This is a genomic window from Aeromonas sp. 603079, from assembly GCF_049172135.1.
GTDB lineage: Bacteria > Pseudomonadota > Gammaproteobacteria > Enterobacterales > Aeromonadaceae > Aeromonas > Aeromonas veronii.
Map to the genome: position 1 here is coordinate 13,119 of NZ_JAAKPX010000013.1, position 19,802 is coordinate 32,920.

Below are 19,802 nucleotides of genomic sequence, written 5' to 3' on the forward strand. Positions count from 1 at the left end.
TCCGTAAAGCTGACTCCAGCATGCCTCTTATGCTTTGCCTGTATCTGTGATCGAGGTGGCAACCATCTCCTCACCGGATGCAGGGAGAATTTCCTGCTGCGGTGGCTGGGCATCCTCCGCCGTGCTGGCCAGCGCCACCCGCTCCAGCAGTTTGAGGGAGTGGGCCCGGCCGACCGCCACCTGCCGTTTGATGTCATCGGGCAGGAAGGGCAGCCCATCGTTGGTGGCGGTGTCGATAGTCTGGATCCACTCCAGCCCTTCCCCCGGAGGCGGCAGGCGGAACTGGATATCGTAGTCGCTGGCGTTGAACAACACGTACCAGCGCTCGCCAACACAGTTGATCATGCCGATATCCATGGCGAATGCCTGCCCCATGGGGGCGTGCCAATCCTGATCGGTGAGCTGGTGGCCGTCCGGGTGATACCAGTTGACCTGATGGCAGCTGGACGGGGTGCCATTCCAACTGTCGTCGCTCAGTTGCAGGTTGGAGAAGACGCAGGACTCCGCCCGCAGCGCCATCATCTGCTGGGTGAAGGCGAACAGCCGCTCATCCTCCGGTCGCCACTGCCAGTTGACCCAGCTGATCTGGTTGTCCTGACAGTAGGCGTTGTTGTTGCCAAGCTGGCTGCGGCCCATCTCGTCGCCGGCGAGGAAGTGGGGAGTGCCTTGGGAGAGCAGCAGAGTGGCAATCAGATTGCGCTTCTGCTGCTGGCGCAGGCTGTTGACCCGCGGATCCAGGGTCGGCCCCTCTACCCCGTGGTTATAGGAGAGGTTGTTGCCGTGGCCGTCCCGATTGTCTTCACCGTTTGCCTGATTGTGGCGCTGGTTGTAGGAGACCAGATCCTCCAGGGTGAAACCGTCGTGATAGCAGAGGTAGTTGACGCTGGTGTGGGGGGAGCGCCAGTTCTTCGGGAAGATATCCCGCGACCCCACCAGACGGGTGGCAAAGTCCCCCATCTTGCCCGCATCACCGCGCCAGAAGGCACGCACCGTGTCGCGGTAGCGGTCGTTGATCTCCTGCCACTGGCTCGGGAATTGACCCAGCCGGTAGCCGAAGGGGCCGATATCCCAGGGTTCGGCGATGAGCTTGACCTGTGACAGCACAGGGTCGGCCATCACGGCCTTGAAGAAGGCGCCCATGGGCTCGAACTCTCCCGCTTCCCGCGCCAGTGTCACCGCCAGATCGAAACGGAAGCCATCCACCTGCATCTCGGTGACCCAGTAGCGCAGGGCATCGAGCACCAGCCGCAGGGTATTGGGGTGATCCAGATTGACGCTGTTGCCACAACCGGTCACGTTGGCGTGACGGGTGTAGTCCGGGCCGTGGGGGCCCGCTTCGAAGGAGTAGTAACCGGCGTTGTCAAAGCCCTTGAACGAGAGGGTTGGGCCGTCGAAGCCCGAGGCGGCAGTGTGGTTGTAGACCACATCCAGAATCACCTCGAGCCCGGCCCGGTGCAGTTCGCGCACCATGGTCTTGAACTCGGTCACCGCCTCGTCGGTTCGGGTGCTGTAGCGCGGCTCCGGGGCGAAGAAGGCGATGGGGTTGTAGCCCCAGTAGTTGGTCAGTCCCAGCTGCTCCAGTCGCGGTTCCGACATGAAGGCGGCCACCGGCATCAGCTGCACTGAGGTGATCCCCAGACTCTTCATATGCTCGATGATCAGCGGATGGCTGATGCCAAGGTAGGTGCCTTGCAGCTCCTTGGGGATCCCTGGGTGCTGCTTGGTAAAGCCCTTGACGTGGGTCTCGTAGATAATAGTGCGGGCCGGACTGATCCCGGGTTTGCCAACCCCTTGCCAGTCAAAACTGTCATCCACTACCACCGACTTGGCAATCATCCCGGCACTGTCACCCTGATAGAGGGCTTCATCCCAGTAGGTGGGACGACTGAGCGCCTTGGCGTAAGGGTCGATGAGCAGTTTTTGCGGATCGAACAGCATCCCCTCCTGCGGGGTACCATAGACCCGATAGCCGTAGCGCTGACCGGCCTTTACACCGCGTACGTAGCCAAAGCGATACTGGCCACGGCGGCCGGGCAACTCCAGCCGCATCAGCTCCTGCTCCTGCTCGTCGTACAGGCAGATCTCCACCTTGTCCGACTGGGGGGCCCAGACGCAGAAGTGGCAACCGTTCTCGTCAAGGCGGGCCCCCAGCGGGTGGCCCACCCCTTTTTCCATTACAAGCATCAAGACTCCTGTTTGATAAACAAGGTCGCCAGCGGCGGCAGATCCAGCACTATGCTGTGTGCCATCCCCTGCCAGGGGGTCGGCTCGGCAGCGAACACCAGACCTACATCATAGTTACTGCCCCAGTAATACTCGCTGTCGGTGTTGAGCACCACCCGATAGTGGCCCGCCGCAGGGACGCCGATCCGATATTCGAGACGGGGCACCGGGGTGAAGTTGCAAGCCACTACAATAGCCTGCTTGCCCTCTTTGTCCGCCCGCAGCCAGGCAAAGATGCTGTTGTCGGCATCGTTATGATCCAGCCAGCGGAAGCCGGTCTGCTCATAATCGGCCTGATACAAGGCAGGCTCATGACGGTAGAGGTGGTTGAGATCGTGGATCAGTCGCTGTTGACCGGCATGCTTGGGATATTGCAGCAGATGCCACGGCAGTTGGGCGTCGTGGTTCCACTCGTTGCTCTGAGCGATTTCGGTGCCCATGAAGTTGAGCTTCTTGCCCGGGTGGGCGTACATGAAACCCATGTAGGCCCGCAGGTTGGCTGCTTGCTGCCACTCGTCGCCCGGCATCTTGTAGAGCATGGAGTGCTTGCCGTGCACCACCTCGTCGTGGGAGAGCGACAGGATGAAGTTCTCGTCATAGTGGTAAACCATGGAGAAGGTCATGTCGTTGTGGTGGTAGCGGCGGTGGATCGGCTCTTTCTGCATGTAGGTGAGGGTGTCGTGCATCCAGCCCATATTCCACTTGAAGCCAAAGCCGAGGCCGCCGAGGAAGGTGGGGCGGGAGACACCGGCAAAGGCGGTGGACTCTTCGGCGATGGTCATGGCGTGGGGATACTTGCCATAGACCTCCTCGTTGGTCCACTTGAGCAGGCTGATCGCCTCGTAGTTGTGGTTGCCGCCATCGACGTTCGGTACCCACTCACCGGCGTTGCGGGAGTAATCCAGATAGAGCATGGAGGCGACCGCATCCACCCGCAGTCCGTCGATGTGGAACTTGTCGAGCCAGAACAGGGCGCTCGCCACCAGGAACTGGCGCACTGTGTCGCGGCCAAAGTCGTAGATGTAGGAGTTCCAGTCCGGGTGCCAGCCACGGCGCGGATCTTCATATTCGTAGAGCGGGGTGCCATCGAAGCGGGCCAGGCCGTGGGCATCGGACGGGAAGTGGGCGGGCACCCAGTCCAGAATGATGCCGATGCCGGCCTGGTGGCACTGGTCGACGAAGTATTTGAAATCATCAGCGGTGCCGTAGCGGCTGGTAGGGGAGAACATGCCCACCGGCTGGTAGCCCCAGGAGCCGCTGAAGGGGTGCTCGGAGACCGGCAGCAGCTCGATGTGGGTGTACTCCATCTCCTTGACGTAGGCGACCAGCTCCACTGCCAGCTCGCGCCAGCTCAGGCTGTCGCCGTTGGGGTGGCGCTTCCAGGAGCCGACGTGCAGCTCATAGATGGAGAGCGGCTGCTCGCGTTTGTCGTTGTGCTGGTTGGCAATCCACTCGGCATCCTGCCACTGGTACTGGGCGTGGTCATAGACCACGGAGGCGAATGACGGATACTGCTCGCAATAGAAGCCGACAGGATCGCTCTTGTGGGGCAGCCGGTTGCCCATGGGGTCCTTGAGCTCGAACTTGTAGCGATCCCCGGCCTTGAGGCCCGGCACAAACAGCACCCAGTGACCGCACAGGCTGCGCTGCATCGGGTGGCGGCGGCCATCCCAGAAGTTGAAATCGCCGATGAGGCTCACGGCGGTGGCGCTCGGCGCATAGACCGCAAAACGCACCCCTTCCACCTGCTGGCCAAGATGCTCCACGGTGCGCAGCTGGGCGCCAAGGGTGTGGTAGAGGTTTTCCGGCTGGGCGGTCAGTTCGGCCAGGCCTGCCCAGGCGGCATCCTGAAACTGATAGGGGTCGATGACCTCGGTGGTGGCATCTTGGTAGCTGGCGATCAGCTGATAGGGGAAGGAGTTTTTGCGGCGGGTGAAAACAGTTTCAAAAAGACCCGATTCATCGGTGGGCGCCAGGGTGGCAACGACTTTGCCCGACTTGAGATCCTTGACGCGGACTTCGAGGGCATCAGGCAACCAGGCGGTCAGTTTGAGGCCGGGCCCATCCGGATTGGCCTGCAGGCCTAAGTGAGAGAAGGGATCGGAACAGCGGGCAGCAACCAAACGTTCAACGAGCATCGAGATTTCCTTTCATGACAGAGCATCCACTCCGGCCGAAGCCGGAGTGGATTTAGGTGAGAGCGCTGTGGGAGACAGCGTCTCAACGACTGGCCTCATCACGGGCTTGGCTCATCTTGCCAGCCAGTGCCTTGAGTGCCTCATTGGCAAAAATATCTTCCAGATCAGCGGAAAGCTTGCGGCGCCAGTTGGGGTATTCGTAACTGGTGCCCGGTACGTTGACCGGCTTGTCCATCTCCAGCCAGTCTTCCAGCTGGGTACTGAACAGGGCGCAGCTGCCGCGGGACATGTGGATCTGCAGACCGTGGTTGAGTTCGGTGTTCATGCCGACCCAGTTGACGTCATGACTGATGTTGTCAGAGATGACCTTGTGGGCATGCAGGCTGTCGAGGATCCGCTGTTTGGCCTGGTGACGATCAGCATACAGAGTCTTCAATACATCTTCATCCGGATACAGACCCAGTTGACGGCCGAGCGCCAAGTCATCGCAGTGCCAGAAGCCTTTGAGGGTCGGCATGTCGTGGGTGGTCAGGGCCGACATCGCCTGCTCGGTGTAGTGCGCCGGGGAGATAAAGCCACCATCTTCCTTGGAGCGTTCGAAGAAGAACACCTTGTAGGAGTGAACGCCGTTCTCTTTCAGGGTCACGTCGATCCCCTCCGGCACGGTGCCCAGATCCTCGCCGATCAGCAGGCACTGATTGCGGTGGGATTCGAGTGCCAGAATACCCAGCAGATCGTTGACCGGATAGTAGATGTAGGCGCCCTTGGCGGCGGACGCTCCGGGCGGTACCCACCACAGGCGCAGCAGTGCCATCACGTGGTCGATGCGCAGTGCGCCGCAGGAGCGCATGTTGGCACGGAACAAGTCCACCATCGGCTGATAGGCCGCTTCGAACAGCTTGTTCGGGTTCATCGGGGGCAGGCCCCAGTTCTGACCGAGCGGGCCGAGGATATCGGGCGGCGCACCGACCGAGGCTTTCGGGCAGTAGAGATCCTGGTTCGCCCAGATCTCGGTAGATCCTTCGGAGACGCCCACCGCCAGATCCCGATAGATCCCCATCACCATGCCGGCAGCCTTGGCGCGGGCATCGGCTTGCGCCAGTTGTTCGTCAGCCAGGAACTGCAGATAGAGGTAGAAGTTGACATCTTGCGGGTGCTCGGCCATCCAGGCGGCAACGGCAGGGTTGTGGTAATCGCGCAGCTCCTGCGGCCATACCGGCCAGCCCCAGGCATTTTCGCCTTTGGCATAGAAGTGGGCCTGCAGGGCATCAAATGCTGCCTGCTGTTGCAGGCTGTCGCCACCGGCGGCCACGAAGGCATCAAAGGCGGCCTGACGCTCGGCGCTCAGGGTGGCTTCATCGAACACCTGACGCAGCATGCCGAGTTTGGTCTGGATCACGCCGGTGTAATCGACGTTCTCTTTGGCGCGCAGATCGGCCAGATGTTGCTGGAAGGCAGGGCTCGCCACTTCCGCTTTCAGGCGATCGCTCTGCTGGAATTCGGGCACCGCTTCCACATTGATATAGGCCACGTTGAGCCAGCGACGGGAAGAGGGGCTGTAGGGACTGGCGCTCTCCGGATTGGCCGGATAGAGGGCGTGGATAGGGTTGAGACCGACGAAGTGGGCACCCCAGGCGGCAGCTTTCTCGACCAGCTGGCCCAGATCGCTGAAATCACCGATACCCCAGTTATGGCGGCTGCGCAGGCAGTAGAGCTGCACGCTCGGACCCCATACCTTGCGGCCATCGGCAATTGGAGCCTGCTTGTAGCAGGCCTTGGGGGCAACGATGAGGCGCATGGTGGCCAGCGGCTCGTCATTGCCCTCTTCCAGCAGCACCAGCTGGTGATAACCCAGCTCCGGGGCCATATCCAGAGTGACGCGATAGGCCTGGCACTCCATCTCTTCAAATTCGGCCACGCCGACCAGCTCACCCTCGATGGGGGTGAATTGACCGGACAGCACAGCACCCTGCTCCTGCTGGAGCTGCCAGGTGAGGGCGTCGTTGACGAATTCGATGGGGAGGCGAACCTCAAGGGTAACGGCGTCGCCGGTGCGAACCACCATCACAGGATCCAGCGCCCGCAGCCAGTGCTGGCGATGCTCCTCTTCCAGCTGCTGCACCAGTGCGGCCTCGTCATCGACGCGGTAGCCCATGGCGCCCAGCATGGCGGCCTTGCTCTCTTCTGATACCTGGGCCGGGTGGCCCCAGGCATCGACATACTCGCTGGCGATACCTTTTGCGGCAGCCAGCTGTTCAATCAGGGTGGTCATAGTTTGAGAATTCCCGCTGTGGATTCTATCTATACTATTTTGTTTGATTTTTATGGGGTGGTACTTGAACAGTGGCTCTTTGGCCATGCTAAACCGCGCACATTTTTACATATCTCTGTGAATGGTTGTGTGACCGAGTAGGCACTATTGTTGATATCTGCGCGATGCCACGATCTGGCACTTTTTTCGTCAAAACGTGGTAATCAGTTACATAAACAGAAAATTAATTTCACAGTTTTTCATGATATAGCGCAATTTCAGACAGAATGTTGGTTGACTCACCGGAGAGTTCTAGTAAATTTACAAGCGGAATTTTCTTTGACTACTGAACAGTTAGGTAACTAAATATGACTATCAAAGTAGGTATTAACGGTTTTGGCCGTATCGGTCGTTTCGTATTCCGTCTGGCTTGCGAGCGTGCAGACATCGAAGTTGTTGGTATCAACGACCTGATCGATGTTGACTACATGGCTTACATGCTGAAGTACGATTCAACTCACGGTCGTTTCAACGGTACCGTTGAAGTTAAAGACGGCAACCTGGTTGTAAACGGCAAAACCGTACGTGTTACCGCTGAGCGTGACCCGGCCAACCTGAAGTGGGGCGAAATCGGTGTTGACGTTGTTGCTGAAGCTACCGGTCTGTTCCTGACCGACGAGACTGCTCGTAAGCACATCGCTGCTGGTGCCAAGAAAGTTGTTCTGACTGGCCCGTCCAAAGACGCCACCCCGATGTTCGTAATGGGTGTTAACGACTCTACCTACGCTGGCCAGGACATCGTTTCCAACGCTTCCTGCACCACCAACTGCCTGGCACCGATCGCCAAGGTTCTGAACGATACCTTCGGTATCGAGTCTGGCCTGATGACCACCGTTCACGCTACCACTGCTACCCAGAAGACCGTTGATGGTCCGTCTGCCAAAGACTGGCGCGGTGGCCGCGGTGCGGCTCAGAACATCATCCCGTCCTCTACCGGTGCAGCCAAAGCTGTTGGCGTAGTTATCCCGGAACTGAAAGGCAAGCTGACCGGTATGGCTTTCCGTGTTCCGACTCCGGACGTGTCTGTTGTTGACCTGACCGTTAACCTGAAGAAAGCTGCCACCTACGCAGAAATCTGCGAAGCGATGAAAGCTGCTTCCGAAGGCGCTATGAAAGGCGTTCTGGGCTACACCGAAGACGAAGTTGTATCTACCGACTTCCTGGGTGAGCGTCAGACCTCCGTATTCGACGCCAAGGCTGGTATCCAGCTGAACGACAAATTCGTTAAAGTTGTATCCTGGTACGACAACGAAATGGGCTACTCCAGCAAAGTTCTGGACCTGATCGCTCACATCTCCAAGTAATTTGGGATGCGCAATCGCGTAGCTTGAAAAAGGCGGCCATTGGCCGCCTTTTTGTTTTTCGGTTTCCCCTGATGACAGGAGTCCACATGCAATCCATTCGTCCCCTGACAGCCAATTGCAAGCTTGCCAACAATGCGGCCGGTCTGCCGGTTCTCACCATCAACAACGACTATGCCAAGGCCGAGATCAGCCTGTTTGGCGCCCATGTGCTGAGCTATCAGCGTCATGGCGAGTCGGCCTCTATCTGGCTGAGCGACAAAGCGGTGCTGGATGGCAGCAAGCCTGTTCGTGGTGGTATCCCGATCTGCTGGCCCTGGTTTGGCCCGGCGCCCGCCCGCGTCGGTAGCGGCAAGCCCTCCCACGGTTTTGCCCGTACCACCCTCTGGATGCTGGACGGGGTCTCCGATCACGCTGACGGCACGCTTGTTCATCTTTCCCTGCGCGACAGCGATGCAACCCGCGCCCTGTGGGATCACCCCTTCGAGCTGGAACTGGACGTGCTGGTGGGCAAAGAGCTTTCGCTGGTGCTGACCACTCGCAACACAGGTGCTCAGCCATTGACCTATAGCGGTGCGCTGCACACCTATTTGCAGATCAGCGCACCAGAGGCGGTAAGCGTCACCGGCCTGGGCGAGCCCTATGCCGACAAGCTGACCGGACAGGATGCCAAGCAGCAGGGGGCATTGACCCTGAGCGGGCCGCTGGATCGGGTCTACTGGCAGCCAGAGGCGCTGGTGAGCGTGCAGGATGGTGAGCGCGAGATCCGGGTTGTCAGTGGCAACCACGACAGCGTGGTGGTCTGGACCCCCTGGCTGGAAGGGGCCACCGCCATGGCCGACATGAGCGACGATGGCTATCGCACCATGCTCTGCGTCGAAGCAGCAATCGCTGGCGAGGCGGGTGTGACCGTTGCGCCGGATGAAGAGCACAGCCTCTCCACCGTGATCATCTGAGCAGGATGAGGTTCAGATAAATAAAGAGGGCTCCCGCGGGAGCCCTCTTTGCATCTCGTGACGGTAGCAATCAGGCGTTGCCCTGGGTCTTGAGCTTGAGTTCGGCTGCGAAATTGAGCATTCGGTCGAGCGGAATGAGGGCCTTTACCCGCAGCGCTTCATCGACATGGATCTCGTGGCGCTCGGCACCGTCGGTGAGCGCCTCCTTGATCGCCACCAGACCGTTCATCGCCATCCAGGGGCAGTGGGCGCAGCTGCGGCAGGTAGCGCCATCGCCACCGGTCGGTGCTTCCACCATCTCTTTCTCCGGACAGGCCTGCTGCATCTTGTAGAAGATGCCCCGATCGGTCGCCACGATCAGCTTCTGCTGGGGCAGCTCTTTGGCCGCCTTGATCAGCTGGCTAGTGGAGCCCACCGCATCGGCCAGCTCGATCACCGAGGCGGGGGATTCCGGATGAACCAGCACGGCGGCGTCCGGATTCTGCTCTTTCAGCTCGCGCAGGGCGCGGGCCTTGAACTCGTCGTGGACGATGCAGTGGCCCTGCCAGCGCAGCATCTGCGCCCCGGTCTTCTTCTCGATATAGGCGCCCAGATGGCGATCCGGGCCCCAGATGATCTTGTGACCCAGACTGTCGAGGTGTTCGACGATCTCCAGCGCAATGCTGGAGGTCACCACCCAGTCAGCCCGCGCTTTGACCGCAGCCGATGTATTGGCGTAGACCACCACGGTATGGTCGGGATTGGCATCGCAGAAGGCGGAGAACTGTTCGATGGGACAGCCCAGATCGAGGGAGCATTCGGCCTCCAGAGTCGGCATCAGCACCCGCTTGTGGGGGCTCAGGATCTTGGAGGTCTCGCCCATGAAACGTACCCCGGCGACGATCAGGGTCTGCGCCTCGTGATCGCGACCAAAGCGGGCCATCTCCAGCGAGTCACCGACGAAACCGCCGGTGGCTTCGGCCAGCGCCTGGATCTCGGGATCCGTGTAGTAGTGGGCGACCAGTACCGCTTTGCGCTCCTTGAGCAGCGCCTTGATTTCTGTGGTCAAGGTCGTTCTCTGCTCGGCACTCAGGGGAAGAGGTTTGGCCGGAAAGGGGTAGTCCATCGCGACTACCGGCGGGACACTGCTCAGTGCATTGCTCATTGCGACTGTTCCATCAACGCTCGGGAAGGCAAAAATTATAACCAGAAGCCTGCCACAAACCCATCAACAAATCGGGTGAAGCGCAAGTGGGCGAATATACTCAAGTAATTCGTTGTTATTCTGCCATAAGGAGTTGTCGCATGAAGCAACGTTCCCTCAAGTTCAAGTTGTTGTGCCTTACCATGGGGCTCTTTCTGCTGACCGGGCTGGCCATGACCCTGTTGCAATCGGCCTCTTTCAGCTCCCTTCGCAACATGGTGATGACCCAGACCAGCGATGCACTGGAAGAGGAGGTCTCCCGCAGCCTGCAGTATCAGGCAGAGCGCTATGCCATCCAGATTGCCTCGCTGATGCAGAACTCCTACCAAATCCCCCTGACCGTGACCGCCCAGATTGAAGCCGGGATGGTCAAACCGGAACTGCGCTTGTCGCGGCCCCAAGTGGAGTCTCTGCTCGGCAGCAGCCTGCAGCAGGCGAGCGGGATCAGCTCCATTTATGCCCAGTTTGAACCGGATGGCTATGATGGCGAGGATGGCAACTGGCTGGGCGGGGCCAGCCACTCGGTGGCAAGCAAGGGGAGTCTGGAGGTCTATTTCACCAAGGATCAGGGAGGGGCCGTCGCCCAGCAAGCGGTGGACGCCGCTGCCAGCGAGGCCAAGTTTGATACCTCCCTCAACGAGTTCGGCATTCGCAACAGCGAGTGGTATCTCTGTGGCCGCGATACCCGCCAGCCCTGCCTGATGGAGCCCTACCTCTACGAAATCAGCCCGGGCAACAAGATGCTGATGACCAGCCTGACGGTGCCCGTGCTGCGTGACGGCAAGTTTGTCGGGCTGGCCGGAGTGGATATGAACCTGCCCATCTTCCAGCAACTAGCTGAAAACCTTGGCAAGAGCCTCTATGACAACAAGGCGGATGTGACTCTGGTCAGCAAGATGGGGCTGATTGTGGGCAGCAACCGCTATGCCGACAAGCTGGGCCGTCCACTCAAGGAGGTGGGCCTGACCCTGCCTGACGGTCAGCCGGTCAGCAGCGACAGTGACTTCATTCTTCATCAGCCCATCCGGGTTGAGGCAGCCAATACCCAGTGGTGGTTGATGATCAAGGTGCCCAAGGCGCTGGCGCTCGGCAAGGCGCACGCCATCAGCAATGAACTGGGCACCCTGCTGGTGGATGCCCAGCGGCAGCAGATCATCGCCATGGGCGGGATTACCCTGTTGGTGCTGGGGCTGCTGGTCTGGTTTATCCAGACCATCACAGCGCCACTTTCTCTTATCAGCCGCCATGTGGGCCATCTCTCCAGCAACGAGGGGGACCTGACCCAGCAGATGGAGATCGACACCCATCAGGAGCTGATCGATCTGGGTTCTCAGCTCAATGCCTTCCTCGGCAAGCTGCGGGGCATGGTGCAAATGAGCAAGGGGATTGGTCAGCAGGTCTACCAGCAGGCGCGGGAGATGAAACATACCGCCGACACCATGCGCAGTAGTCTGGACGAGCAGAATCTGGAGCTGGAGAGCGTGGTGAGCGCCATGCATCAGATGAGCACCACGGCAGTCAGCGTGGCGGGTTATGCCGAGCAGGCGGCGCAGGAGTCGGAAGCGGCGACCCACCACATCAATACCGCCCAGCAGACCCTCAGCAATGCTCGCAACGAGATCCATACTCTGGTCGGCGATATGCATGAGGCGGATAAAGCGGTGGCGCTGGTGGCCCAGCGCAGCACCAATATCAGCCGGATCCTCGATGTGATCCGTGCCATTGCCGAGCAGACCAATCTGCTGGCCCTCAATGCCGCCATCGAAGCGGCACGTGCGGGTGATATGGGCCGTGGCTTTGCTGTGGTGGCGGATGAGGTAAGGGCGCTGGCCAACAAGACCCGTGAATCGACCGACGAGATCGGCCAGCTGATTGGTAGCCTGCAAACAGAGGTGAGCAGCAGTCAACGTCTGATGAATACCGGCATCGAGCGCTCCACCACCACGGTGCAGGGCACCGAGCAGGCGTTCGAGGCGCTCAATCGGGTAGTGGCCCAGATCCAGCAGATCCACGACCACATCAGTCAGGTGGCTACCGCCGCCGAGCAGCAGAGCGCCGTCAGTGACGATATCAACAAGAATTTGATGCGGATTGGTGATACCGCCAACGTGATCGGGCAGGAGGCCAGCTCCAGCCATCAACTGAGCGAGGCGCTGGAGCAAGCGGCCACGGCGCTCGCCAGTCAGCTCGATCGGCTGCGTACCTGAGTGGCAGCCAGAGAGACAAAAGCCCGCGAGCGATCGCGGGCTTTTTTATGACTCGACGGCAGAGTTGCGTCAGTTGCGGGGTTCAACCAGCAGGATGTGGGAGTCGGCCCCCACTACCCTGACCTTGCTGCCCGCAGGCAGCGACTCGTCACAGCGCACCGTCCAGACTGTATCGTCCAGATGCACCCGACTGGTACCTTGGGTGACGTCATCCAGCAGGGTCAGCTCGCGGCCCATATAGCTCTGCATCCGCTCGTTGATGGTGCTGGCGGCATCCTGACCCGAGTTGTCGCGCTGGTGCTGCCAGCGCCACCAGGCCCAGGTGGTGAGCAGGGATTGCACCGCAAACAGCAGCAACTGCGCCTGCCAGCCGAAGGGCCAGATCAGCAGCAGTAGCCCCACTTCCAGCGCAGCGATGCCGGTCCAGAGCAAAAAGCCCACAGAGCCGAGCACCTCGATGGCCAGCAGAATGAAGCCGAGTCCCAGCCAGTGCCAGTGGGTCAGCCCCTCTAACAGGGCTGTCATGACTTGCTGCCCTTGCCATCTTTGTTGAACAGCTCGGCCATGCCAGCCACAGAGCCAATCAGGCTGCCCGCTTCCAGCGGCATCATGATGATCTTGCTGTTGGGGCCTTCACCGATGCGGGCCAGTGCCTCGGTATATTTCTGGGCCACGAAGTAGTTGATGGCCTGCAGATCTCCGGCGGCGATGGCTTGAGAGACCATATGGGTCGCCTTGGCTTCCGCCTCGGCAGCCCGCTCCCGCGCTTCTGCGGCGAGGAAGGCGGCCTGACGCTCACCTTCGGCTTTGAGGATCTGGGACTGCTTCTCGCCTTCCGCTTTCAGGATTTTGGACTGGCGCACCCCTTCGGCTTCCAGTACCTCGGCCCGCTTCTGGCGCTCGGCCTTCATCTGGGCGTTCATCGCTTCGACCAGTGCCAGCGGCGGGCGCACATCTTTAATCTCGATGCGGGTCACCTTGATACCCCAGGGGGCGGTGGCGGCATCCATGGTGCGCAGCAGTTTCTCGTTGATGGTGTCGCGCTGGGAGAGCATCTCGTCCAGCTCCATGGCGCCGAGCACGGTCCGCATATTGGTCATGGTGAGATTGCGGATGGCGCTGGTGAGATCGTTGACCTCATAACCCGCTTTGCGGGCATCCACCACCTGCACAAAGCTGATGGCGTCGATGGTGACGTTGGCGTTGTCGCGGGAGATCACCTCTTGTGCCGGGATGTCCAGCACCTGCTCCATCATGATGATCTTGTGGCCGACCCGATCCACGTAGGGGATCAGCAGGTTGAGACCCGGGGTCAGGGTGCGGGTGTAGCGGCCGAAGCGCTCCACCGTCCAGTTGTAGCCCTGGGGCACTATCTTGATGCCCGCACTCAGGGTGGCGAGCACCAGGAACACGAAAATCCCTAGCACAATCAATGATTCATTCATCATTTAGCTCCTTATGAAACACAGTCCCTAGCCTATGGTGTGGCGTCAGGTACCACAAGTGACTTTGTACGCCTTTGTCATGAATTGGCTTTTCTAATTACAAAAACGCATTAAAAAGCATTTTTTATTATTTTGAGGGATAAGCTGCCCTGCCTATAGTCGCCCCATATTAGTCGTGTTCCGAGGGATGGGCCGAAATGGATTATTTACCTATGTTTGCCAAGTTGGAAGGCCGCCCGGTACTGCTGGTGGGCGGGGGCGAGGTTGCCCTGCGCAAGGCGCGCCTGCTGCTGGCGGCCGGTGCCCGGCTGACCCTGGTCTCCCCGGAGCTTGAACCGGAATTTGCGGAATTCACCGGTCGTTTCACCCATCTTGCGGAGCGCTTCACCCCGGCCCATCTGGCAGGCCAGATTTTGGTAGTGGCGGCGACCGACAACCTCGAAGTCAACGCACTGGTTTATCAAAGTGCCAACCAGCTGGGGCTGTTCGTCAACGTGGTGGATGACCCCAAACGCTCCAGCTTTATCTTCCCCTCGATCATTGATCGCTCGCCGCTGATGGTGGCGGTCTCCAGCGGCGGCAAGGCGCCGGTGCTGGTACGCCTGCTGCGCGAACGGCTGGAGAGCCTGCTGCCGCGCCATCTTGGCGGGCTGACCGAGCTCTCCGGCCGGGTGCGTGACAAGGCCAAGCGGGTGCTCTCCTCGATTTCCGATCGTCGCCGCTTCTGGGAGCGGGCCTTTGCCTCCAACACCCTCGCCAGTCTGATTGAAAAAGAGGATTGGCAAGGTGCCGAACAGTGGCTGAGCGATGGCCTCGACCATGCGAAAAGCGAAGTGGGCGAGGTGGTGCTGGTCGGCGCGGGCCCCGGCGATCCGGGCCTGTTGACCCTCAAGGCGCTGCAACAGATTCAACAGGCTGAAGTGGTGCTCTACGACCAGCTGGTCTCCGCCGAGATCCTCGATCTGGTGCGCCGCGATGCCACTCTGGTGTCGGTCGGCAAGAAGGCGGGTGCCCACAGCGTGCCGCAGGAGGAGACCAATCGCCTGCTGGTGGAATACGCCAAGGCGGGCAACCGGGTAGTGCGGCTGAAAGGGGGCGATCCCTTTATGTTTGGCCGGGGTGGCGAGGAGCTGGAAGTGCTGGCCGATGAAGGTATCCCCTTCTCGGTGGTGCCCGGCATCACGGCCGCTGCCGGTGCCACCGCCTATGCAGGTATTCCGCTGACTCACCGTGATTACGCCCAGAGCGCCGTCTTCATTACCGGCCACTGTCAGAAAGAGGGCAAGGAGCCCGACTGGCAGCAGCTCGCCGCTACCAGCCAGACCCTGGTCATCTACATGGGGCTGATGCGCTCCGAGCATATCCAGCAGCAGTTGATGGATCACGGCCGCAGCCAAGCCACCCCCATCGCCATCATCGAGCGCGGCACCACATCCCGTCAGCGGGTGCTGACCGGCACGCTGGCCGACTTGGCGGAGCTGGCCAAACAGGCGGTGAGCCCTTCGCTTATCGTCATCGGCGAAGTGGTTGCCCTGCGCGATCGGCTCGCCTGGTTTGGAGAAAAGGGCTGCGAGCAGCAGCGCGCTAACCCGGATCTCGATGGCTGTGACCTCAAGCTGGTGCAGCTGGCCTGACCGAGAAAGAGATATTTGATGCGGCTGCTGGTGCGGCCGCGCACTGAACCACCCAGCGCCCCGAGCAGGCGCATAAGCAATGACCCGAGGACCAACATGGACCGTGAAAGATTGACCCACTTGCAGCAGCTGGAAGCCGAGAGCATCCATATCATCCGCGAGGTGGCTGCCGAATTTGAAAACCCGGTGATGATGTACTCCATCGGCAAGGACTCCTCCGTCATGCTGCACCTTGCCCGCAAGGCCTTCTATCCGGGCAAGATCCCGTTCCCCTTGCTCCACGTCGACACCGACTGGAAGTTCAAGGAGATGATCAAGTTCCGCGACGAGACCGCCAAAAAGTACGGGCTGGATCTGATCGTCCACAAGAACCCAGAAGGGCTCGCCATGGGCATCAACCCCTTCGTCCACGGCAGCGGCAAGCACACCGACATCATGAAGACCGAGGCGCTCAAGCAGGCGCTCAACAAATATGGCTTCGATGCCGCCTTCGGCGGTGCCCGCCGCGACGAAGAGAAGTCCCGTGCCAAGGAGCGGGTCTACTCCTTCCGTGACAAGTCTCACCGCTGGGATCCGAAGAACCAGCGCCCCGAGCTGTGGCGCGTCTACAACAGCCAGGTCAACAAGGGGGAGAGCATTCGGGTGTTCCCGCTCTCCAACTGGACCGAGCTGGATATCTGGCAATACATCTATCTCGAGAACATCGACATAGTGCCGCTCTACTTCGCCGCTTACCGTCCGGTGGTGGAGCGCAACGGCATCAAGATCATGGTGGATGACGAGCGCATGCCGCTGACCGCCGAGGATGAGGTGAAGCAGGAGCTGGTGCGTTTCCGTACCCTCGGCTGCTACCCGCTCACCGGGGCCATCGAATCCGATGCCACCACCTTGCCGGAAATTATTGAAGAGATGCTGCTCACCACCTCGAGCGAGCGGCAAGGGCGGCTGATTGACCACGATCAGGCCGGCTCCATGGAGCAGAAGAAGCGTCAGGGATATTTCTAAGGAGTCGTCAGCATGAACAGCCATATTCAGACCGCCATCACCGAACAGGGCATTGAAGCCTATCTGCACGCCCAGCAGCACAAGAGTCTGCTGCGTTTTCTCACCTGCGGCAGCGTGGATGACGGCAAGAGCACCCTTATCGGTCGCCTGCTGCACGACTCCCAGCAGATTTATGAAGATCAGCTCAAAGCGCTGGAGTCCGACAGCCAGAAGCTCGGCACCACCGGCGAGAAGCTGGACCTGGCACTGCTGGTGGATGGCCTGCAGGCGGAGCGCGAGCAGGGCATCACCATCGACGTGGCCTACCGCTACTTCTCCACTGCCAAGCGCAAATTTATCATCTCGGATACCCCAGGCCACGAGCAGTACACCCGCAACATGGCCACCGGCGCTTCCACCTGCGATCTGGCCATCATTCTGATCGACGCCCGCAAAGGGGTGCTGGATCAGACCCGCCGCCACAGCTTTATCGCGAGCCTGCTCGGCATAAAGCAGTTCGTGGTGGCGGTCAACAAGATGGATCTGGTGGAGTTCAGCCAGGAGGTGTTCGAGCGCATCAGCGCCGATTACCGCGAGTTCGCCAAGAAGCTCAGCGTCGACACCATTCATATCGTGCCGGTCTCGGCGCTGGACGGTGACAACGTGGTCAACCCGAGCGACAAGCTGGCCTGGTATCAGGGCGAAACCCTGCTCTCCCTGCTGGAGTCTGCGGAAGTGGAGCGCGAGCTGGAGCGCCACCCGGTGCGCCTGCCGGTGCAGTATGTGAACCGCCCCAACCTCGATTTTCGCGGCTTCGCGGGGACGCTGGCCTCCGGCATCCTGCGGGTGGGCGACAAGCTGGCGGTGCTGCCGTCGGGTAAGGAGAGCACAGTCACCCGCATCGTCACCTTCGACGGGGATCTGGAGTACGCCCTGCCGGGTCAGGCCATCACAGTCACCTTCGCCGACGAGATCGACATCAGCCGCGGCGACCTGCTGGTGGATGCCGCCAACCGTCCGCAAGTGACCCAGAATGTGCTGGCCCATATCGTCTGGATGGGGGAGGAGTCCCTGCAACCGGGTCGGGTCTACGACGTCAAACTGGCCACCAAGAAGAGTCGCGGTCAGGTGGAGGCCATCCGCCACCGCATCGAGATCAACAAGCTGGACGAGCTGCCCGCCAGCGAGCTCAAGCTCAACGAGATCGGCCTGTGCGAGCTGAGCCTCACCGACCCGGTGGCGTTCGACCCGTATCAGGAGATCCGCGACACCGGCAGCTTTATCCTGATCGACCGGCTGACCAACGTCACCGTCGGCGCCGGCATGATAGTGGGAGGCTTGGCCGCGAAAGTGGCAAAAGGGCACTACAGCGAGTTCGAAATCGAGCTCAACGCGCTGGTGCGCAAGCACTTCCCGCACTGGCAAGCCCTTGCCATCGGTAACGACACAAGCAAGGAGTAAGCCCATGACCTGGCAACAATTCCTGGTGCTGGGTCTGCTGGCTGCTCTCGTGGCCCTGCTGATCCAGGGCAAACTCCGCCCGGCGCTGCTCTTCTCGGGCGCCGTGCTCATCACCTACCTGAGCGGGCTGGCGGATATCAACGCCGTGGCGGCGGGCTACACCAACAGTGCCCTGCTGACCCTGGTGCTGTTGCTGCTGGTGTCGCTGGCGGTGGAGAAGACCCGCATCATGAGCTGGTTCGCCAATCTGGTGGGCACGGGTTCATTCAACAAGGTGCTGGTGAAGGTGTGGTTCTCCACCGCCTTCCTGTCTGCCTTCGTCAACAACACCGCCGTGGTGGCCTCCATGCTGGGAGCGGTCAAACGCAACCCCAACCATGCGCCGTCACGGCTGCTGCTGCCCATGTGCTTCGCGGCCACCTTCGGCGGGGTGCTGACCCTGATCGGCACCTCCACCAACCTGATCGTCAACAGCTTCCTCATCAAGATGGGGGCGCCGCCGCTCGGCATGTTCGACTTCTTTATGGTGGGGGCGGGCACCCTGCTGACCGGTCTGATGGCCGTGCTGCTGTTTGCCCGCCACCTGCCGGTGCAGGATACCGAGATGAGCCGCGAATCCGGCTACTTTCTCGAAGCCAAGGTGGGCGCCGGTTCGCCGCTGGCGGGGCGCAGCGTCAAGGAGAACGGCCTGCGCAGCCTGAAAAGCCTCTATCTGGCGGAAATCATTCGCGGCGATCAGGTGATCTGCCCGGTGCAGCCGGAACACGAGCTGCACGAAGGGGACGTACTGCTCTTTTGCGGCGATGTGGAGAGCGTCGGTGTATTGCAGGAGATGAAGGGGCTGGATCTCTACGGCCAGCACCGCCTCAACGGCCAGCATCTGGTGGAGGTGATCGTCAGCCACAGCTCGCGGCTGGTGGGTCAGACCATCAAGGATGCCGAATTTCGCACCCACTTCGATGCGGTGGTGCTGGCGGTGCGCCGTGGCGAAACCCAGCTCACCGGTGGCCTTGGCCAGATTGAGCTGCATGCCGGTGATACCCTGCTGCTGGCCCCCGGCCCCCAGTTTGCCCGCAACAAATCGCTGGGGCGGGAGTTTGTGCTGGTGAGCGGGCTGGAAGCCTCCACCCGCCTCGATGGCAAGCGCAGCGCCGCCGTGGTGCTGGGGTTTCTCGGGGTGCTGGCGCTCTCGGTGTTTGATCTGGTGCCGCTGTTCAAGGGCTTGCTGTTGATGCTGGTGGCGCTGCTGCTCACCCGCATTCTGACTCTGGATGAGATCCGCCGCCGCTTTCCGCTGGATATCTGGCTGGTGGTGGGTGGGGCACTCGCCATCGCCGATCAGCTGGAAAAGAGCGGACTGGCCAAGCTTATCGCCGACTGGCTGATGGGGGAGTTCAACGGTGCCAGCCCCATCATCGCCTTTATCGGTATCTATGTTTTTACCCTGGTGCTGACCGAACTGATGAGCAACAACGCGGCGGCCGCGCTGGCCTTCCCTATGGGTTACCAGCTGGCGCTCAGCATGGATGTCTCGACCATGCCGTTTATTCTTGCGGTGCTGTTCGGGGCCAGCTCCAGCTTTATCCTGCCCTACGGCTACCAGACCAACCTGATGGTCTATGCCGCGGGCAACTACAAGATGCCGGACTACCTCAAGCTGGCCCTGCCGGTCTCGCTGGCCTATAGCCTCGGGGTGATTGTGATGGTGCCCCTGCTGTTTCCGTTTTAAGGCGTGAGCGCCAATCAAGGCGTGTTGGGTGAGCAATACCATGGCATCAGCACGTTGTCGGCGGATAGTCCGAGGCGGCTCCCAGTGATGCCGGACCGTTTAAGTTTTGAGGCGTAAGTGCCAAGCAAGGAGTGTTGGATGAGCAATGCCATGGCACCAGCACGTTGTCGGCTGATAGTCCGAGGCGGCTCCCAGTGGTGCCGGACAGTTTAAGTTTTGAGGCATAAGTG

Annotated in this window: 13 protein-coding genes; 7 read left to right on the forward strand and 6 right to left on the reverse strand. The window is 60.5% G+C overall.

All coding sequences use genetic code 11. From position 1 onward, the window contains the following. Positions 1 to 27: 27 nt before the first annotated feature. The 3 genes from glgX to malQ form a co-directional block, all read right to left on the reverse strand. Positions 28 to 2,184, reverse strand: coding sequence for a glycogen debranching protein GlgX (gene glgX / locus G5287_RS11220; protein ID WP_421231289.1), 2,157 nt, complete (start codon positions 2,182 to 2,184; stop codon positions 28 to 30). Beyond that, the gene (gene glgB / locus G5287_RS11225; RefSeq protein ID WP_421231290.1) at positions 2,184 to 4,361 is read right to left on the reverse strand and encodes a 1,4-alpha-glucan branching protein GlgB; all 2,178 of its coding nucleotides are present in this window, start codon (positions 4,359 to 4,361) and stop codon (positions 2,184 to 2,186) included. Before glgB ends, glgX begins: the two co-directional genes overlap by 1 nt. A gap of 82 nt (positions 4,362 to 4,443) precedes the next feature. Then, positions 4,444 to 6,633 carry a 4-alpha-glucanotransferase gene (gene malQ, locus G5287_RS11230; protein WP_128816048.1) on the reverse strand — a complete coding sequence of 730 codons (2,190 nt, stop codon included), beginning with the start codon at positions 6,631 to 6,633 and terminating at the stop codon, positions 4,444 to 4,446. A gap of 347 nt (positions 6,634 to 6,980) precedes the next feature. On the opposite strand from malQ, the gene gap reads away from it, so the two are divergent. Together gap and G5287_RS11240 are read left to right on the forward strand one after the other, a co-directional pair. After that, positions 6,981 to 7,976: a type I glyceraldehyde-3-phosphate dehydrogenase gene (gap, locus tag G5287_RS11235; RefSeq protein ID WP_158112746.1), complete on the forward strand. Its 996-nt coding sequence runs from the start codon at positions 6,981 to 6,983 to the stop codon at positions 7,974 to 7,976. An 86-nt stretch (positions 7,977 to 8,062) separates the two neighbouring features. After that, positions 8,063 to 8,929 (forward strand): D-hexose-6-phosphate mutarotase, encoded by an 867-nt coding sequence (locus G5287_RS11240; RefSeq protein ID WP_216979481.1) that lies wholly within the window; start codon positions 8,063 to 8,065, stop codon positions 8,927 to 8,929. A 70-nt stretch (positions 8,930 to 8,999) separates the two neighbouring features. Here G5287_RS11240 and nadA read toward each other — a convergent pair whose 3' ends face one another. Then, positions 9,000 to 10,073: a quinolinate synthase NadA gene (gene nadA, locus G5287_RS11245; protein WP_005343233.1), complete on the reverse strand. Its 1,074-nt coding sequence runs from the start codon at positions 10,071 to 10,073 to the stop codon at positions 9,000 to 9,002. A gap of 140 nt (positions 10,074 to 10,213) precedes the next feature. On the opposite strand from nadA, the gene G5287_RS11250 reads away from it, so the two are divergent. Further along, complete coding sequence (locus G5287_RS11250; RefSeq protein WP_216979480.1) at positions 10,214 to 12,319, forward strand: methyl-accepting chemotaxis protein; 2,106 nt, start codon at positions 10,214 to 10,216, stop codon at positions 12,317 to 12,319. A 69-nt stretch (positions 12,320 to 12,388) separates the two neighbouring features. On the opposite strand, the gene G5287_RS11255 is transcribed toward G5287_RS11250, so the two are convergent. Both G5287_RS11255 and G5287_RS11260 read right to left on the reverse strand, forming a co-directional pair. Beyond that, positions 12,389 to 12,844: an NfeD family protein gene (locus G5287_RS11255; protein ID WP_005335704.1), complete on the reverse strand. Its 456-nt coding sequence runs from the start codon at positions 12,842 to 12,844 to the stop codon at positions 12,389 to 12,391. After that, positions 12,841 to 13,764, reverse strand: a complete 924-nt coding sequence (locus G5287_RS11260) for an SPFH domain-containing protein (RefSeq protein ID WP_159164778.1) — start codon at positions 13,762 to 13,764, stop codon at positions 12,841 to 12,843. The genes G5287_RS11255 and G5287_RS11260 overlap by 4 nt, the downstream gene beginning before the upstream one ends. Before the next feature lie 197 nt (positions 13,765 to 13,961). On the opposite strand from G5287_RS11260, the gene cysG reads away from it, so the two are divergent. From cysG to G5287_RS11280, 4 genes are all read left to right on the forward strand, one after another. After that, the gene (gene cysG / locus G5287_RS11265) at positions 13,962 to 15,398 is read left to right on the forward strand and encodes a siroheme synthase CysG (RefSeq protein WP_421231291.1); all 1,437 of its coding nucleotides are present in this window, start codon (positions 13,962 to 13,964) and stop codon (positions 15,396 to 15,398) included. A gap of 72 nt (positions 15,399 to 15,470) precedes the next feature. After that, entirely contained in the window at positions 15,471 to 16,403 is a 933-nt protein-coding gene (cysD, locus tag G5287_RS11270) for a sulfate adenylyltransferase subunit CysD (protein ID WP_323670614.1), read from the forward strand. A 12-nt stretch (positions 16,404 to 16,415) separates the two neighbouring features. Continuing rightward, a complete protein-coding gene (gene cysN / locus G5287_RS11275; RefSeq protein WP_421231292.1) occupies positions 16,416 to 17,843 on the forward strand; it encodes a sulfate adenylyltransferase subunit CysN in 1,428 nt (475 codons plus the stop codon). Positions 17,844 to 17,847: 4 nt separating this feature from the next. Continuing rightward, the gene (locus tag G5287_RS11280; protein ID WP_421231293.1) at positions 17,848 to 19,572 is read left to right on the forward strand and encodes an SLC13 family permease; all 1,725 of its coding nucleotides are present in this window, start codon (positions 17,848 to 17,850) and stop codon (positions 19,570 to 19,572) included. Positions 19,573 to 19,802 lie beyond the last annotated feature (230 nt).

Bases quoted from the DNA above. Each gene is read 5' to 3' on its own strand.
- glgX (WP_421231289.1), bottom strand. From the start codon at position 2,184: ATGCTTGTAATGGAAAAAGGGGTGGGCCACCCGCTGGGGGCCCGCCTT.
- glgB (WP_421231290.1), bottom strand. From the start codon at position 4,361: ATGCTCGTTGAACGTTTGGTTGCTGCCCGCTGTTCCGATCCCTTCTCT.
- malQ (WP_128816048.1), bottom strand. From the start codon at position 6,633: ATGACCACCCTGATTGAACAGCTGGCTGCCGCAAAAGGTATCGCCAGC.
- gap (WP_158112746.1), top strand. From the start codon at position 6,981: ATGACTATCAAAGTAGGTATTAACGGTTTTGGCCGTATCGGTCGTTTC.
- G5287_RS11240 (WP_216979481.1), top strand. From the start codon at position 8,063: ATGCAATCCATTCGTCCCCTGACAGCCAATTGCAAGCTTGCCAACAAT.
- nadA (WP_005343233.1), bottom strand. From the start codon at position 10,073: ATGAGCAATGCACTGAGCAGTGTCCCGCCGGTAGTCGCGATGGACTAC.
- G5287_RS11250 (WP_216979480.1), top strand. From the start codon at position 10,214: ATGAAGCAACGTTCCCTCAAGTTCAAGTTGTTGTGCCTTACCATGGGG.
- G5287_RS11255 (WP_005335704.1), bottom strand. From the start codon at position 12,844: ATGACAGCCCTGTTAGAGGGGCTGACCCACTGGCACTGGCTGGGACTC.
- G5287_RS11260 (WP_159164778.1), bottom strand. From the start codon at position 13,764: ATGAATGAATCATTGATTGTGCTAGGGATTTTCGTGTTCCTGGTGCTC.
- cysG (WP_421231291.1), top strand. From the start codon at position 13,962: ATGGATTATTTACCTATGTTTGCCAAGTTGGAAGGCCGCCCGGTACTG.
- cysN (WP_421231292.1), top strand. From the start codon at position 16,416: ATGAACAGCCATATTCAGACCGCCATCACCGAACAGGGCATTGAAGCC.
- G5287_RS11280 (WP_421231293.1), top strand. From the start codon at position 17,848: ATGACCTGGCAACAATTCCTGGTGCTGGGTCTGCTGGCTGCTCTCGTG.